The sequence below is a fragment of the Billgrantia sp. C5P2 genome, assembly GCF_051062895.2.
In genome coordinates, this window is sequence record NZ_CM128542.1 from 691,053 (window position 1) to 705,043 (window position 13,991).

Annotated in this window: 16 protein-coding genes; 10 read left to right on the plus strand and 6 right to left on the minus strand. The window is 63.7% G+C overall.

Annotation, left to right across the window (positions count from 1 at the left end):
- Positions 1-3 precede the first annotated feature (3 nt).
- Together ACRWQA_RS03270 and ACRWQA_RS03275 are read right to left on the minus strand one after the other, a co-directional pair.
- Complete coding sequence (locus ACRWQA_RS03270) at positions 4-288, minus strand: alpha/beta hydrolase (RefSeq protein WP_434227086.1); 285 nt, start codon at positions 286-288, stop codon at positions 4-6.
- Positions 289-385: 97 nt separating this feature from the next.
- On the minus strand, positions 386-1,315 hold the full coding sequence (locus tag ACRWQA_RS03275) for a diacylglycerol/lipid kinase family protein (protein WP_263581202.1): 930 nt from the start codon (positions 1,313-1,315) through the stop codon (positions 386-388).
- Positions 1,316-1,721: 406 nt separating this feature from the next.
- On the opposite strand from ACRWQA_RS03275, the gene ACRWQA_RS03280 reads away from it, so the two are divergent.
- Together ACRWQA_RS03280 and ACRWQA_RS03285 are read left to right on the plus strand one after the other, a co-directional pair.
- Positions 1,722-2,909, plus strand: a complete 1,188-nt coding sequence (locus tag ACRWQA_RS03280; RefSeq protein ID WP_263581201.1) for a zinc-binding dehydrogenase — start codon at positions 1,722-1,724, stop codon at positions 2,907-2,909.
- Positions 2,906-3,949, plus strand: coding sequence for a proline racemase family protein (locus ACRWQA_RS03285; protein WP_434227088.1), 1,044 nt, complete (start codon positions 2,906-2,908; stop codon positions 3,947-3,949). The genes ACRWQA_RS03280 and ACRWQA_RS03285 overlap by 4 nt, the downstream gene beginning before the upstream one ends.
- Positions 3,950-3,963: 14 nt before the next feature.
- Here ACRWQA_RS03285 and ACRWQA_RS03290 read toward each other — a convergent pair whose 3' ends face one another.
- The 3 genes from ACRWQA_RS03290 to ACRWQA_RS03300 all read right to left on the minus strand — a co-directional run bounded on the left by ACRWQA_RS03290 (position 3,964) and on the right by ACRWQA_RS03300 (position 6,407).
- A complete protein-coding gene (locus tag ACRWQA_RS03290) occupies positions 3,964-4,968 on the minus strand; it encodes an ion transporter (RefSeq protein ID WP_263581199.1) in 1,005 nt (334 codons plus the stop codon).
- Positions 4,969-5,022: 54 nt separating this feature from the next.
- Entirely contained in the window at positions 5,023-5,436 is a 414-nt protein-coding gene (arfB, locus tag ACRWQA_RS03295) for an alternative ribosome rescue aminoacyl-tRNA hydrolase ArfB (RefSeq protein ID WP_263581198.1), read from the minus strand.
- Between the two features lie 77 nt (positions 5,437-5,513).
- Positions 5,514-6,407, minus strand: coding sequence for a LysR family transcriptional regulator (locus tag ACRWQA_RS03300; protein ID WP_434227090.1), 894 nt, complete (start codon positions 6,405-6,407; stop codon positions 5,514-5,516).
- Positions 6,408-6,538: 131 nt separating this feature from the next.
- On the opposite strand from ACRWQA_RS03300, the gene blaOXA reads away from it, so the two are divergent.
- A complete protein-coding gene (blaOXA, locus tag ACRWQA_RS03305) occupies positions 6,539-7,372 on the plus strand; it encodes a class D beta-lactamase (RefSeq protein WP_434227092.1) in 834 nt (277 codons plus the stop codon).
- A 73-nt stretch (positions 7,373-7,445) separates the two neighbouring features.
- Here blaOXA and ACRWQA_RS03310 read toward each other — a convergent pair whose 3' ends face one another.
- A complete protein-coding gene (locus ACRWQA_RS03310) occupies positions 7,446-8,222 on the minus strand; it encodes a DUF1499 domain-containing protein (protein WP_434227094.1) in 777 nt (258 codons plus the stop codon).
- Positions 8,223-8,365: 143 nt separating this feature from the next.
- Here ACRWQA_RS03310 and ACRWQA_RS03315 point away from each other — a divergent pair, with 143 nt between their 5' ends.
- From ACRWQA_RS03315 to ACRWQA_RS03345, 7 genes are all read left to right on the plus strand, one after another.
- On the plus strand, positions 8,366-8,692 hold the full coding sequence (locus ACRWQA_RS03315; protein ID WP_434227096.1) for a thioredoxin family protein: 327 nt from the start codon (positions 8,366-8,368) through the stop codon (positions 8,690-8,692).
- Positions 8,693-8,796: 104 nt separating this feature from the next.
- A complete protein-coding gene (locus tag ACRWQA_RS03320; RefSeq protein ID WP_434227097.1) occupies positions 8,797-9,276 on the plus strand; it encodes a DUF3618 domain-containing protein in 480 nt (159 codons plus the stop codon).
- A gap of 185 nt (positions 9,277-9,461) precedes the next feature.
- Positions 9,462-10,325, plus strand: coding sequence for a PRC-barrel domain-containing protein (locus ACRWQA_RS03325; protein ID WP_434227098.1), 864 nt, complete (start codon positions 9,462-9,464; stop codon positions 10,323-10,325).
- A gap of 174 nt (positions 10,326-10,499) precedes the next feature.
- Positions 10,500-11,117, plus strand: coding sequence for a PRC-barrel domain-containing protein (locus ACRWQA_RS03330; RefSeq protein ID WP_434227100.1), 618 nt, complete (start codon positions 10,500-10,502; stop codon positions 11,115-11,117).
- 193 nt (positions 11,118-11,310) lie between these two features.
- The gene (locus tag ACRWQA_RS03335) at positions 11,311-12,603 is read left to right on the plus strand and encodes a M20/M25/M40 family metallo-hydrolase (protein WP_263581190.1); all 1,293 of its coding nucleotides are present in this window, start codon (positions 11,311-11,313) and stop codon (positions 12,601-12,603) included.
- Positions 12,604-12,665: 62 nt separating this feature from the next.
- Positions 12,666-13,064 (plus strand): copper resistance CopC family protein, encoded by a 399-nt coding sequence (locus ACRWQA_RS03340; protein WP_434227103.1) that lies wholly within the window; start codon positions 12,666-12,668, stop codon positions 13,062-13,064.
- 12 nt (positions 13,065-13,076) lie between these two features.
- On the plus strand, positions 13,077-13,961 hold the full coding sequence (locus ACRWQA_RS03345; protein ID WP_434227105.1) for a CopD family protein: 885 nt from the start codon (positions 13,077-13,079) through the stop codon (positions 13,959-13,961).
- Positions 13,962-13,991: the final 30 nt, after the last annotated feature.

The window sequence follows — 13,991 nt, forward strand, 5'->3', positions numbered from 1 at the left end:
GCGTCATGTATCCCTGGCTTCCTTTGTCGCAATGGGCTCGATGACCCAGGGCTCGTGGGCGACTTCGTCGCGACAACTGTCGTCGACGGGGCGGTGCGGGTCGTCGAGAAAGGCCTGGACCATGGTCGAGCGGCACTCGTTGACCGGGCTGTGCCCGAGGCCCTGGTAGACGACGTACTGCAGGTTGGGCAGGGTGCGGCGCAGGTGTTCGCTCCAGCGTGGGGTGCAGCAAGGGTCCATCTCGCCATGAATTGCCAGTGCCGGTGTCTCGCTGACGGGCGGCAGCACGGCATAGTCGTCGGCCAGTGTCAGGTAGAGCGTGTCGAGGAAGGCGGCGCCATCGCATCGCCATGGCGGTGCCTTTCCTATGGTGCATCGACGATCCTCAAGGCGCCTCAGCGCTGGGTGGAGCCATGTCGCGTATCGCTTCCGGCGCCGAGGGTTGAATCGGGTCGGGCCGCTCGCAAAGCACCTCGAGGACACCGCGCTGTGTGAAGGCCGAGACGTTGGACATGCGGCCGAGGTTCTCGCCATCCGCGGTCAACGTATGGGCATTGCGCAATTGCACATGACATTGGGGTGCCTGGAGGTGCACCACGGTGTCGTCGTGTCGAGGCGTACGCCGTAGCAGGCGGACCATGACGAAGGCGACGAGCAGACGCAGCCAGGAGCGCTGGCGTACTGCCACCACGTCCAGCAGGCCATCGTCGATGCGGGCCTCGGCGATGTCGTGCCCGCCGCCAAAATAAGCGCCCGAGGCGATGGCGATGGTAAGCCAGCGCCCCTCGACGACCTGGCCATTGCACTCGATGCGACCATGGATACCGCTCTGCAGGCCGATCCGCTGTGCCAGGGTGAGCAGATAGCTGAAGCGGCCCAGCCGTCGTTTCTGCGCCTGGGAGGCATCTTTGGCGGGAAGGGTGCCGAGCCCGATATGGGCGACATTGAGGAACAGGTGACCGTTTAGCCAGGCCACGTCGACCGTCACACTCTGACCCGAGCGCACCAGGCGACACAACGCGGCGGGATCTTCCGGCAGGTTCAAGTTGCGGGCAAAGTCGTTCGCCGTTCCCGAGGGCAGTACGCCGAGCACGGCATGGCGCTCGATGCAGACCGAGGCCACCCGGTTGACCGAGCCATCGCCGCCGGCCGCCAGGAGGCGGTCTCCCGGTGCCACTTCGCGTTCCCAATCGGTAGCGCTAAGTGCGCGAACCTGCACCTCATCGATGCCCGCCGCCTGTAGATGCTCGCGCCAGTAGCTCTCTCCCCGGCGGCCATCGCCAGCTGCGTCGTTGACGATCAGCCAATAGTTCATCGGTGTCTCCTTCACCTCGGTCCAGTCCTGTCCCTAAGGATAGCGAGCTGGTGTTTGCTGCGCCTTAGCCCAGGTGATGCCGGTTCACCTCGCTGCCGGTTCGGGAAATGCGAGGGGAAGAAAGAACACCCACTCTGAGCTCGCTAAAACAGAAAAAAATCCACTGGCTCAACGGTATGCAGCCCGGGGTAGGGCGTGATTCAATCTGCCCCATATCGACACGCCGGACAGGCTGCCCCACCTCATCCCTTTTTCCCGTTCCACCACGACGCCCCGTCGGCGCGAACAGCGCGCTGGCTTTTCGGCATGTCGTTGCCTGGAATCGCCGGGGTGATGAAGTCAAGGGGAGCCGCTTGACCAGGGCGTGGAAAGCGACCGCCATCAAGGCTCAGCGAGGAGGATCACCATGCCTACAGAGAACGTGCCGTCCATTCCGGCCACCATGAATGCCATGGTCCTGACCGGCCACGGCGATATCGACAAACTGGTGTATCGCGACGACGTCGCCACTCCCCGCCCGGGGCGGGGCGAGGTGCTGGTACAGGTCACCGCCACGGCCAAGAACAACACCGATCGCAAGGCTCGCGAGGGGCTCTATCCGACCAAGGACAAGGGTGACGTGACCTCGTTCGCCATGGGCGGCGAGCCCACGCTGACCTTCCCGCGGATACAGGGCGCCGACGTGGCCGGTCGGGTGGTGGCGGTGGGCGAGGGGGTTCCAGCCTCACGAATCGGTGAGCGCGGCCTGCTCGACTTCAACCTCTACGCGGACGAGCGCCGCGACATCAACCTGACGCCCGACTACTACGGCCACGGCGCCGACGGCGGTTACGCCGAGTATATCGCCGTGCCGTCGGACCAGTTCCACCACGTGGCGAACCCGGAGCTTGCCGATGCCGAACTGGCGGCGATGGGCATGTGCTCCTACCAGACCGGCTACCACATGATGACCTCGGCCAGGGTAGCGGCGGGCGAGCGGGTGCTGGTCAGCGGTGCCAGCGGCGGTGTGGGTGCCGCGCTGATCCAGATGTGCCGCATCGTCGGTGCGATTCCCTATGCGGTGAGCCAGCCCGACAAGGCGGACGCCCTGCTCGAGCTGGGTGCCGAGGCGGTGATCGATCGTGGCGACCTGACCACCTTCGTCGAGCGCGTGCTCGATGCCACCGGCGGTGCGCCCATCGATGCCGTGATGGACCTGGTCGGCGGCGAGATGACCGATCTGTTCATCGACACCATGATCGGCGACATGAAGGCCCGTTCCACCTACCCGCGGCTCTCCATCGCCGGTGCCAGCGGCGGCAACCTCAGCGAGATCATGTGGACGCGCATCTATCTCTACCAGGTGCAGATCTTCGGCGTCTCCCACGGTACTCGCGAGGAGGCCGAGCAATTGGTCGAGTGGATCCGCGGCGGCCAGCTCAAGCCGGTGCTGCATGCCGCCTTCAAGCTCTCCGAACTGCATGAGGCGGAGCGCTACTTCGTCAATCGCGGCAGCAATTACCTGGGCAAGATCGTCGTCGTGCCCGACGCTCAGTGGGCCGAACACGGCGCGCCCTTCGCGCTCGAAGGCAACGTTTTCAAGGACAAGGCATGAGCCACGAACTCACCCTGCAACTGCTCGACACCCATGCCGGCGGTGACGTCAGCCGCATCGTGATCGGCGGTATCGACCCCCTGCCCGGCGCCACCGTGCGTCAGCAGATGGAGTACCTGGAGAACGACGCCGACGGCCTGCGCAAGCTGCTGCTGAACGAGCCCTACGGCATCCCCGAGATGTCGGTGGACCTGATCGTGCCCGCCACCGACCCCCAGGCGCAGATGGGCTACATCATCATGGAAGTGATGGGGTATCCGGTCTATTCCGGCTCCAATACCATCTGCACCGCTACCGCGCTGCTCGAGACCGGGTTGGTCCCCAAGCGTGAGGGCATCCAGCATTTCACGCTGGAATCCCCGGCCGGGCTGGTCCAGATCGAAGCGCGAGTGGAGAACGGCGTGGTCGAGGCCATCACCTGTGGCGGCCTGCCGAGCTACATCGACACCCACCGCGCGCGCATCCACGTGCCAGAGGTGGGCGATGTGACCTACAGCATCGCCTACAGCGGCGGCTTCTATGCCCTGGTGGATGCCGAGGAGCTCGGCTTCTCGCTCAAGCGCGAGGAGGAGCGGGCGCTGGCCGAGTGCGCGCACCGTATCGTCGAGGCTATCCAGGCCCACAGCGGTTTCTCCCACTACACCCTGGGCGACGTCGGGCCGCTACCGTTCCTGCACTTCATGGGGCCGGTGGAGCAGATCGCCGACGACTTCTACCGCTCGCGTTCGGCGACCTACGTCCATCCGGGCGTGATCTGCCGCAGCACCACCGGCACCGGCACTTCGGCGCGGCTGGCACTGATGCATTATGAAGGCACCATCAAGCCAGGCGACAAGTTGGAAACCGTATCGCTACGCGAGACGGGATTCATCGGCCAGTTCATCGAAGCACGCGAAGCCGGCGGCAAGCACCAGGTGGTGGAGAACACCATCACCGGCAAGAGCTTTGTGCTGGCGCGCTCGGAGATCGTGGTCAACTGCGAGGATCCGATGGTCGACTGTGGCGGGGTGCACCATATCCTCAGCTCTAGGCATCCATAAATCGGTTAAACGGCTCAATCGTAGCGGTTCCGCCACTGCTTGACGGCGATCTGTTCCTTGATCAGTTCGAGCATGTCGACGAGCACCTGTTCGGTCACCCGGTCGGTATGCTCGTCGACCTGCAGCCAGGTATCGAAGCCGCTGTCGGCCAGGCGCTCCACCAGTGCGGTGAACTCCGGCGAGCGCAGCCCCTCCATGGCCTCGTGAACCAGGCGGCAGGCCAGGTCGGCAAGGCTCGATTGCATGCTGCGCGCGACGGCATCTCCCATCGGCAGCCGTCGCAGGCGTCTTATCTCCTGGCTCTCGGCCACGGTACGACCGACCAGCGCGCTGACGTAGCGCATCGTCTCCTCTCGGTTGCGTGCATAGGCGTTGCCGGTCATCTCCTCCAACCGACGCGAAAGCTCGTGGATCAACTGCTGCTTGCGCGGCATCACCACCCGGTCGATGATCCGCGTCGACAATGAGTCGCCGGAACGGACCTGTTCCTGCATGTTGCCCAGCAGGCGTAGCGCCACGCGGTCGGAAAGCTCCTCGAAGAAGACGTCGTAGTATTTGGCATAGAACGCGTAGAGCTGCCAGCGGCGAACGTCGATCAGCCCCAGGCGCTGCAGTCGGAAGAGCAGCGAGAAGATACGCAGCACGCGCAGGAGTCGGAAGCCGCTCAGCGGGATGCAGCCCAGCACGTCGTACCAGTGCACGAAGGGGTAGAAGAACCAGCGGTGATAGCGGCGTTCGGCGATCGCTGCGGACCAGCCCAGGAGTACGTCGAGCACGAAGATCGCGACGAAGACGAGGTCGATCTCGATAAAGTTGGCGTGCACGTGACGATCATAGGCGCCGTGCAGGCCCGGGGCGACGGTGGCGAAGAGATCGTTCAGTGGCGGCAGCAGGAACAGGCTGTCGAACAGCAGCAGCGCCAGGTTGGCCACGACCAGCACCATGATCAGCAGGTCCCAGGTCAGATGCAGGCGCTCCAGCGTCGGGCTCAGCGGACGTGAGACTCTCCTCGACGGCATGACGGCTCCTTGGCTTGAAGTACGCAACGTTGCGTTAAGCCTAGCAGTCGCCTGCTAAATCTTGGGCTTGCCGCGCAACGCCTTGGTCTGCCCCTTCTTCGTCTTGCTATCCATGCGTCTGCGCTTCGAGGCGCGGGTCGGCTTGGTGGGCTTGCGTGCCTTGCGCGTCTTCACCGCCTCCTGGATCAGCGCCTTGAGCCGCTCCAGGGCATCCTCGCGGTTCTGCTCGAAGGTGCGGTAGCTCTGCGCCTTGAGCACCACCACGCCCTCCTTGGTGATGCGCTGATCGGACAGCGCCAGCAGCCGCTCCTTGTAAAAGGGCGGCAGGCTGGAGTTCGCGATATCGAAGCGCAGGTGCACCGCGGAAGCCACCTTGTTGACGTTCTGGCCACCGGCTCCCTGAGCGCGGATCTGGCTGAGCTCGATCTCGTGGTCGGGCAGTTCCACGCTATTGGAAATGTGCAGCATCGCTCTCCTGTCCGTTCACCAACATGAAAGCCAAGGCTAACACAGGGCCGGCAGTAGAGGCTTGGTGGTACCCATGCCTAGGCCTCATCGCCGTAGGCCTGCTGTACCTCGCCGTGCAGCCACGCCTGGAAGGCTTCCATGGCGGCGCTGGGCGTGCGCGACTTGAGCCGGGTGAGCCAGTAACTACCCAGCGCGGCATGGATGTCGAAAGGCTGGACGACCAAGCCGCTGCTCAACTGTCGTCCGAACATCCGCGGCGGGGCGAGGGCCACGCCAACGCCCTGCACCGCAGCTTCCATCATGGCCAGTGACGAGTCGAAGGTCACGCCATGAGCCCTTGCCGGTGGCTGCGACACACCCGCCGCCGCGAACCAATGCGTCCATTCGTTCTCGCGATAGGAGCGCAGCAGGGTGTGGCGGGCCAGGTCTGCCGGCGTGCGCAGGGATTCGGCCAGGCGAGGGGTGCACAGGGCAGAAAGCGGGGCATCGAAGAGCCGCTGAGCCTCGAGCCCGTGCCAGGCGCCATCGCCGAAGCGAATGGCATAGTCCAGCCCTTCGATGGGCATGTCGACCCGGTTGTTGTGGGTCGACAGGCGAACCTCGATCAGCGGGTGGCTGCGCTGGAAGCTAGCCAGGCGCGGGAGCAGCCAGCCCACCGCGAAGGTGCCCACCGCACCCACACTGAGAATGTCGCGCACCCTGCCGCCCTCGAGCCGCTCCAGCATGTTCGCCATGCGGTCGAAGGCATCGCGCGTCACCGGCAGCAGCGCCTCGCCCTCGGCGGTGATCATCAGCCCGCGGGGCAGGCGCTTGAACAGCGCCGTGCCCAGGCGTTCCTCCAGCAGCTTGACCTGGTGGCTCACCGCCGCCTGGGTCACGTTCAGCTCGTCGGCGGCGCGGGTGAAGCTCAGGTGGCGGGCCGAGGCCTCGAAGGCGCGCAGGGCGTTGAGCGGTAGGTAGGGTCTCGTCATTAGCCCAAGCTCAGTTTGTGGCTCATGCAAGATATCATGGTTTGTAAGCCTCGGTATCGTCCCGCTAATCTCACCTCCGACGCGTCGCTCATCACTTCATCACGACACCCCCACGACGAACGGATGGAACCATGACCCTAAAATCCTTGAGGCTGAAAATCCTGACACAGAGAACCTTGGCCGGTGCCTTGCTGCTGGCCCTTGTTCCCCTGAGCGCCGTCGCCGATAGCTGGCAGGAGCGGGCCGACTGGGGCGAGATCTTCCGCGCCAACGAGGCCAGCGGCACATTGCTGATCGTCGACAAGCGCGAGGGCACCACCACGACCCTGGTACACGATGGCGAGCGTGCCCGGCAGCGCTTCGTGCCTGCCTCCACTTTCAAGATTCCCCATAGCCTGTTCGTCCTCGATGCCGACGTGGTGAAAGACGAGTTCGAGGTCTTTCCCTGGGATGGCGTCGAGCGTGACTTCCCGCAGTGGAATGCCGACCACGACTTGCGCTCGGGCATGCGCAACTCGGTGGTGTGGCTCTACCAGCAGTTTGCCAGGGAACTTGGCGAAGAGAGAGAGCAGCGCTATCTGGAAGCGATCGACTACGGCAACGCCGACATCGGCGACGACGTCGAGAACTTCTGGCTCGAGGAAGACATGCTGGAAATCTCGGCCGAGGAGCAGATCGAGTTCCTCGAGCGGCTTTACCGTAACGAGCTGCCGTTCGACGAGGCTGATCAGCGCCTGGTCAAGGATCTGATCATCGTCGGCGCCGGCAGCGACTGGATCCTGCGTGGCAAGACCGGCTGGAGCGGCAAGCTTGGCTGGTGGGTGGGCTGGGTCGAGCGCCCGAGCGGCCCGGTGTTCTTCGCCCTCAACATGGAAACGCCCAACCGTCTGGCCGACCTACCCAAACGCCAAGGCATCGTCAACGAGGCGCTGCGTACCATCGAGGCGTTGCCGCCGGAAGCGTGACGTTTCGCGGCTCTCGGCCGGGCGTTTTCGCGCCGGTCGGGGGCGCGTCATTCGGGGCGCAACCGATCGAAGCCTAGCCGGTGCGCTGCTCCAGCGCATCGAAATAGTCTTGAATCCGCTTCGCATTGGCGCCCGCATCGCCGCGCCCCAGACGCGAAGCCGAGCGCACATCGACCCGTATGCCGTCGGACTCCTGCGTCAGCCGAATCACCACGTCGTCCTTGAAGCCGAACCAGCGTGTCGTCGCGGTGGCCTCGATGGTATCGACGGCATCGATGGAGATGTCGGCGATCTCCCAGCCCATATCCAGCACGGCGGCTTCGGCGGCGGCACGAACCGTCGCCAGGGGCAGGGGGAAATGGCGGGGTTGGATATCGGGGTAGGCTCTGCGTTGGCGGCGGGCGAATGACTCGCCGGGGTAGTCGACGGCGTTGGGCGCGGCCTCGCGAGCGGGAGCCAGGGCGACGAATTCCGGAGGATTTTCCAGGTCCGTGGTGATGTCGTGGATTGGCGGCGCCGATTGGGCGCGCTGCCAATACATCCAGGGTATTGCCAATAGCGCCACGGTGGCTGCGGTCGTGAACAGCGTCATCCAGACGATGCCCTTGCGACGACACAGAAGCGCCACCAGCAGTGCCAGCAGGGCGACCGCGATGGCGCCAAGGCCCAGCAGGCCGCCCAAACGCAGCATATTGAAGGCCCCACCCAGCGTCAGCAGGTCCAGCCGGTAGGCGGGTCCGGCACCGGCCAGCAGTAACGCGGCCAACACCAGCAACAGCACACTGAACCCGGCGATGCGTGTCGGCCACCGTCCGCCGCGCTGACGGTGCTGACGATACAGAGCGGACATGGCTTACCCCGTTAGTATTAGAACGATACCCCTAGCATATCCATGTAGGCACCGACCTGCCGCATCCGGGATGCATTTTGCAACATCTCACCGATGCTCGCGGCTGCTATCGTTTCCTCAAGGCTCACCAAGGAGGACGAAGCATGACCATGCAGGTCGAGTACATGGCATCGGCGCCAAGCCTCGAAGAGGTGTGCTCCCTCGACGGTGTCACCGTGCTCGAGTTCGGCACCCCCTGGTGCGGCTACTGCCAGATTGCCCAGCCTGGACTCGAGCGGGCCCTCGCGCGTCGTCACGACGTGCATCATATCAAGATCGAGGACGGCCCAGGTCGACGCCTGGGGCGGGCGTTTCGCATAAAGCTGTGGCCGACGCTGGTTTTTCTTCAGGATGGCGAAGAGGTGGCTCGGCTGGTGCGCCCTGCCAGCGGCGAAGCCATCGAGCAGACACTCGAAGCTGCGGTGGCTTGAGAGCATCTATTGCAAGCACGGCTGTGACTTGACGAAGCCCGCTGCCGGGGCCAGCTTGAAGGCACAGGACATCAGCACAACGGTGCAGCCAAGGAGGCGAGAACATGAGCCGTTATCAGCAACGCCGGGCAGACGAACTCGAGGCCGATATTCGTCTCTCCCGTGCCCAACTCGACAACACCCTGCATGAGCTCGAAAGCAGGTTGTCACCGACACAGCTCAAGCAGAACGTATTGCAGCATATACCCAGGCGAGATGGAGCAGCGGCCAGCTTTATCAACGGCCTGGGCCGTTCGGTTCGCGAGCATCCCATGCCGGTCCTGATGACTGGTATCGGCTTGGGTTGGCTGGTCGTTTCTCAACTGCGCTCCACCTCGCGTGGGCACACTCACGAGAGGGACACTCGCCCGGGGTCGCGTGGCACGACGATTCCGACGCGTCAGGAGGCGCCACAGCACATGGTGGCTACCCACCTGGGCACCCAGCAAGGGCGAGCATCCATCTCGACGCACCGGCCGGAGGTGGTCGGCGAAGCGACTCATCTGGGTACCGGACAGGGGTGGCAGGGCTATGTGCATCCCTAGGCGCGGGCCCGGGCTCGCGCGCTCCCGGCGAAAACTGTAGCCGCAAGGGCCTTGTCGGCTTTCGTCTGACCGTGACGTTAACCCTCAGTTGCCCTTCATTGACGTTTCGCTTCGTTGCGTTTCTGGCCGGTTGTGATCGCTGCTGCCTAAGCTCATGAAAACGGACACCCAAGGAGGAAAGTGCCATGAAACGGACATTACTGGCTATCGCCATCGGTGCAATTTCCGCCGGGCTCGTCGGCGGCGCCCTGGCCCAGGACAACGAGGCCGAACTCAGCGAGGAAACCGCGGCAGGCGAAGAGCAGTCCGCCGAGACTCAGCAAGCCCAGGAGGAGAGTGAGCGGCCAGAGGAAGAGCGTAACGCCGCGGCCGACGAGGAGAGCGAGCCGACCGAGGCTTCGACAGACGAGGAGGCGTTGCCCGACGAAGGCACCGATGCCGAGGATTACCAGGAAGTGCGTGACGAAGGCAGCGCCGACGACGACCAGGCCGAGGCCATCGGTGAAGGCGATGAATCCGCGATGGAGACCCAAGAAGCCGACGACGCGGAAATGCAAACCGACCCGGGCGAGCAGGCGACGTCAACCGAACCTGATACCGAGCAGGCATCGGAGCAGGAGCAGGCATCAGATGAGGAACAGGCAACGGAAAGCGATCAAGCCGCCGAGGGTGGCAGTGAGGAAGGCTTCGAGGAGATGGAGCCGACCGGTGCCTCGCTCGACTCGTCGATCGCCTCCATGCAGGTCAGCGAGATCGAAGGCATGACCATCGTCAATGCCGAAGGCGAGACGCTTGGCCAGGTCGAGAGCGTACTGCGTCACGACGATGCCAAAGATCTGCATGCCGTCGTCTCGGTGGGTGGCTTCTGGATCTTCGGCGGCTCCGAGGTCGCCTTGCCGCTGGCCGACATGCAGCTGGAAGATGAGCAATTGGTGCTGCAGGACGTCATAGGTCAGGACGAACTCGATGATCTGGCCACTGGGTACGACAAGGATCGCTACAGTGAGGTAGACGGCGATATGACCCTGTCCGAGGCGATGGGAAACTAGCTCCTTCTTCGCACGTCAAAAAAGGCAAGGCCAACTGGCCTTGCCTTTTTTGAGCGGGCAGGAAACGCAGCGGTTACTTTTGGTTTCCTTTTCTATCCTAATTTTTCTTTTGAACGCCAGAGTAAGCGCTATTTTCAAAAGGTGGACACTGAGTCAACTCTAGGAGGGAGTGTGATGAAAAGGACATTGTTGGCAATCATGATCGGCGCCATTTCCACCGGCCTTGCAGGAGGCGCTCTCGCTCAGGACAACGCAGAAGAGGACAACGGCCTCAATGGCGATGCTGCCGTGGGTGAAGAGCAGGCCCCCATGGAAGCCGAAGGCAATCAGGACGATGCCGAGCTAATGGACGATTCGCAGGACATGGAAACCATGGACGATTCGCAAGACATGGAAACCGACGAGGCGGCTCCTGCGACTGACGCTGGCTCAGGTGGCATGGCGATGGGCAACCAACTGGACGACTCGCTGCGCGACATGCAAGTCAGCGAGATCGAGGGGAAGACCGTCGTCAATCTGGAAGATGAAGAGATCGGTGACGTCCAGAACGTGGTCAAGGAGAACGACACTGGCGATCTCTACGTCGTCGTCACCGTGGGTGGCCTCTGGGGCATGGGTGGCAGTGACATCACCCTGCCGCTGTCCGACATGCAGCTGCAGGATGACCAACTGGTGATTCAGCAGGCCTACGGCGAGGACGAACTCGAGGAGTCTTCCGAAGAGTACGATGAGGAACGCTACACTGAACTGGACGACGATGAGATGACCCTGGGCGATGCCTGGGGGCAGTAACTCACACTGGTATTTCAAAGCCGGCGATGCCGGTAACCACTAAAGGCAAGGCCGTCAGGCCTTGCCTTTATCATGAGTTCCCCGAATGACGGCAGTGCTGCCCATTGTCGCGACCGGCGCTGCCGGGCCATGTCGCACGACATCTGGCAAACTACGTTGAAAACGTATCCTGAACCGTCGAGAAAGGAAGCACATGAGCGAGACGCACAAGCCTTGGGCCGAGCCCATGCCGGAAACGCAGTTCACCCTGATGCAGCGCATCCTCGACGCACCCAGCCCCGTGGGGTTGGAAGGTGCGATGACCTACGGCGTACTCAAGCCCCACTTCGAGAGCTTCGCCCCCGAGGGCTGGCACATGCACCAGTACAAGGGCCACGCCGGCGTAGTGTGGGATACCCACCCGGGCCGCGACGACCTGTTCAAGGTGATGATCATCGGTCACGCCGACAAGATCCGCATGCAGGTACGCAGCATCGGTGACGACGGCAAGATCTGGATCAACACCGATGCCTTCCTGCCCAACGTGCTGGTCGGCCATGAGGTCAAGCTGTTCAGCGAGGACCCCGAAACTCCTGGGCGCTATCGCATCATCCAGGGTGGCACCGTTGAGGCGCTGGGTGCCATTCACTTTTCCGACGCGGCCCAACGCGAAGGCAGCAAGGGCATCAAGAAGGAGCAGATCTATCTCGACCTGCAGATCCATGGCGAGAACAAGAAACAGCAGGTTCTCAACCTCGGCGTGCGTCCCGGCGACTCGATCATCTTCGACCGCCCCATCCGCCACGGCTTCAGCCCCGACACCTTCTACGGCGCCTACCTGGACAACGGCCTGGGCTGCTTCGTCACTGCCGAGGTGGCGCGGTTGATTGCCGAGGCCGGCGGCACCGAGAAGGTACGCGTATTGTTCGCCATCGCGAGTTATGAAGAGATCGGCCGCTTCGGCAGCCGGGTGCTGGCCGGCGAGCTCAAGCCGGACATGGTGATCGGCGTAGACGTGAACCACGATTACGTGGCCGCTCCAGGTATCGGTGAGCGGCGCATGCAGCCGCTGGAGATGGGCAAGGGCTTCACCATGTCGGTGGGCGCGATCGCCAGCGCGCAACTCAATCGCATCATCGAAACCACCGCCCGTGAGCACGGCATCCCCATGCAGCGCGACATCGTCGGTGCCGATACCGGTACCGACGGCATGGCCGGCGTGCTGGCTGCCATCGACTGCGCCGCGACCTCCATCGGTTTTCCCATTCGCAACATGCATACCATTTCCGAGACCGGCAACACTCAGGACGTGCTGGCCGCCGTCCACGTGCTCAAATACACTCTCCAGGCGCTGGACGCACTGCCGGACCCGCATCGCGAGTTCCTCGACAGCCACCCTCGGCTCGACCAGGCTGAACGCCTGATGCACCAGGGCTCGGCCAAGCCAGAGCCGGGCCATGACGCTAACCGCCAGGAAGCAGGCCACCAGCAGCGACACCCTTCCTGAGCGAAGGCAGGAACGCCTTGCCGCGGGGCGGGCCCAAGCGGGAATTGAAAAAGGAGAACAGAATGGGTGCAGTGACGAGAGCCTCAGGGTTGGCTTGGGCGGCTAGGCGTGTCGGCACGCTGGGGTTAATGGCGGCGGCCTGTCTGATGATGGCAAGCCCACTGCTATGGGCGCACTCCCACCTAACCGCCACGTACCCTGAGGCCGGCGCGATGCTGGAGCAGGCATCGGAGCGGCTGGAGCTTCAGTTCGATTCGCCGATCCGTCTGACCCAGTACGAGGTTACGGGGCCGCAGGGTGTGGTGAAACTGAGCGAAGACCCGCTCGGCTCGCTGGCCGAGCGGCATGGCGCCGTGCCCGCTGAAACCATGATGCCGGGAGAGTATGAAGTCGTGTGGCGCGGCATCGCCGAGGACGGTCATACCATGTCGGGTGGTCATCGCTTCACGATCCAAGAGTAGGCGAAGAGCGGAATGACATTGACCGACCTGGATGCATGGACGATCGGTCGTGTTGTCGTCCTGGCGGGATTCTACGTCTCGGCCCTGCTGGCAGTGGGGGGCATGCTGTTTCGCTTCGCCTTTACCACCCTGCCGCCACGCGAGATCGACGTTCTCGACCGCTGTACCTGCATCTCCGCCTGGTGTGGCGTCGGCATGCTCCTGCTGCTGTGGCTGCTGCAAGCCGCTTACCTGGGGGGCGGTAACTGGAGCTCGGCCTTCAATCCGGTATTGCTCGGCATCGTTGGCGAAAGTGCCCAAGGTGAGCGGCTACGCTTGGCAATCCTGGGGCTGTTGTTGCTGCCGGTGGCGCTGTGGCACGGTATACCGCTGGCAGTGCGCTACGTCGTCAGTGTGCTCGGCATCGGCCTGGTGCTGGTGGGGTTCGCCCAGGTCGGCCACACTCGCGGCTCACCGTGGCAGAGTGCGTTGCTGATGCTGCACCTGAGCCTGGCGGCCTTCTGGGCCGCGGCGCTACTGCCGCTCTACCGCCTGGCGAGAAGCGGCGCACCTGACGAGTCGGCCCGGCTGCTGCTGCGCTTCGGGCGCTTCGGCCTGTTGCTGGTGCCGCTGCTGCTTATCGCCGGGGGTAGCCTGGCCCAGTGGCTTCTCGGTGGTAGGCCAAACGCTCTGCTTGGTACGTCCTACGGCCAGGTTTTAGCGGTAAAACTGACCTTGGTGCTGCTGCTGCTCCTGCTGGGGGCGGCCAACCGCTGGTGGCTTGTTCCCACCGTGGCGCGAGGTGAGCCGAAGGCCCCTGGCCGGCTGAGTCGCAGTATTGTCCTCGAAGCCATCTTGATGCTGCTGATCGTGCTGGTCGCCGCCCTGTTGCTGACCACTGCCTCGCCGGCGCGGTAGGCTAATCCTTCACGAGCCGAGTGTACCGAC

Bases quoted from the DNA above. Each gene is read 5' to 3' on its own strand.
- ACRWQA_RS03275 (WP_263581202.1), bottom strand. From the start codon at position 1,315: ATGAACTATTGGCTGATCGTCAACGACGCAGCTGGCGATGGCCGCCGG.
- ACRWQA_RS03280 (WP_263581201.1), top strand. From the start codon at position 1,722: ATGCCTACAGAGAACGTGCCGTCCATTCCGGCCACCATGAATGCCATG.
- ACRWQA_RS03285 (WP_434227088.1), top strand. From the start codon at position 2,906: ATGAGCCACGAACTCACCCTGCAACTGCTCGACACCCATGCCGGCGGT.
- ACRWQA_RS03290 (WP_263581199.1), bottom strand. From the start codon at position 4,968: ATGCCGTCGAGGAGAGTCTCACGTCCGCTGAGCCCGACGCTGGAGCGC.
- arfB (WP_263581198.1), bottom strand. From the start codon at position 5,436: ATGCTGCACATTTCCAATAGCGTGGAACTGCCCGACCACGAGATCGAG.
- ACRWQA_RS03300 (WP_434227090.1), bottom strand. From the start codon at position 6,407: ATGACGAGACCCTACCTACCGCTCAACGCCCTGCGCGCCTTCGAGGCC.
- blaOXA (WP_434227092.1), top strand. From the start codon at position 6,539: ATGACCCTAAAATCCTTGAGGCTGAAAATCCTGACACAGAGAACCTTG.
- ACRWQA_RS03310 (WP_434227094.1), bottom strand. From the start codon at position 8,222: ATGTCCGCTCTGTATCGTCAGCACCGTCAGCGCGGCGGACGGTGGCCG.
- ACRWQA_RS03315 (WP_434227096.1), top strand. From the start codon at position 8,366: ATGACCATGCAGGTCGAGTACATGGCATCGGCGCCAAGCCTCGAAGAG.
- ACRWQA_RS03320 (WP_434227097.1), top strand. From the start codon at position 8,797: ATGAGCCGTTATCAGCAACGCCGGGCAGACGAACTCGAGGCCGATATT.
- ACRWQA_RS03325 (WP_434227098.1), top strand. From the start codon at position 9,462: ATGAAACGGACATTACTGGCTATCGCCATCGGTGCAATTTCCGCCGGG.
- ACRWQA_RS03330 (WP_434227100.1), top strand. From the start codon at position 10,500: ATGAAAAGGACATTGTTGGCAATCATGATCGGCGCCATTTCCACCGGC.
- ACRWQA_RS03335 (WP_263581190.1), top strand. From the start codon at position 11,311: ATGAGCGAGACGCACAAGCCTTGGGCCGAGCCCATGCCGGAAACGCAG.
- ACRWQA_RS03340 (WP_434227103.1), top strand. From the start codon at position 12,666: ATGGGTGCAGTGACGAGAGCCTCAGGGTTGGCTTGGGCGGCTAGGCGT.
- ACRWQA_RS03345 (WP_434227105.1), top strand. From the start codon at position 13,077: ATGACATTGACCGACCTGGATGCATGGACGATCGGTCGTGTTGTCGTC.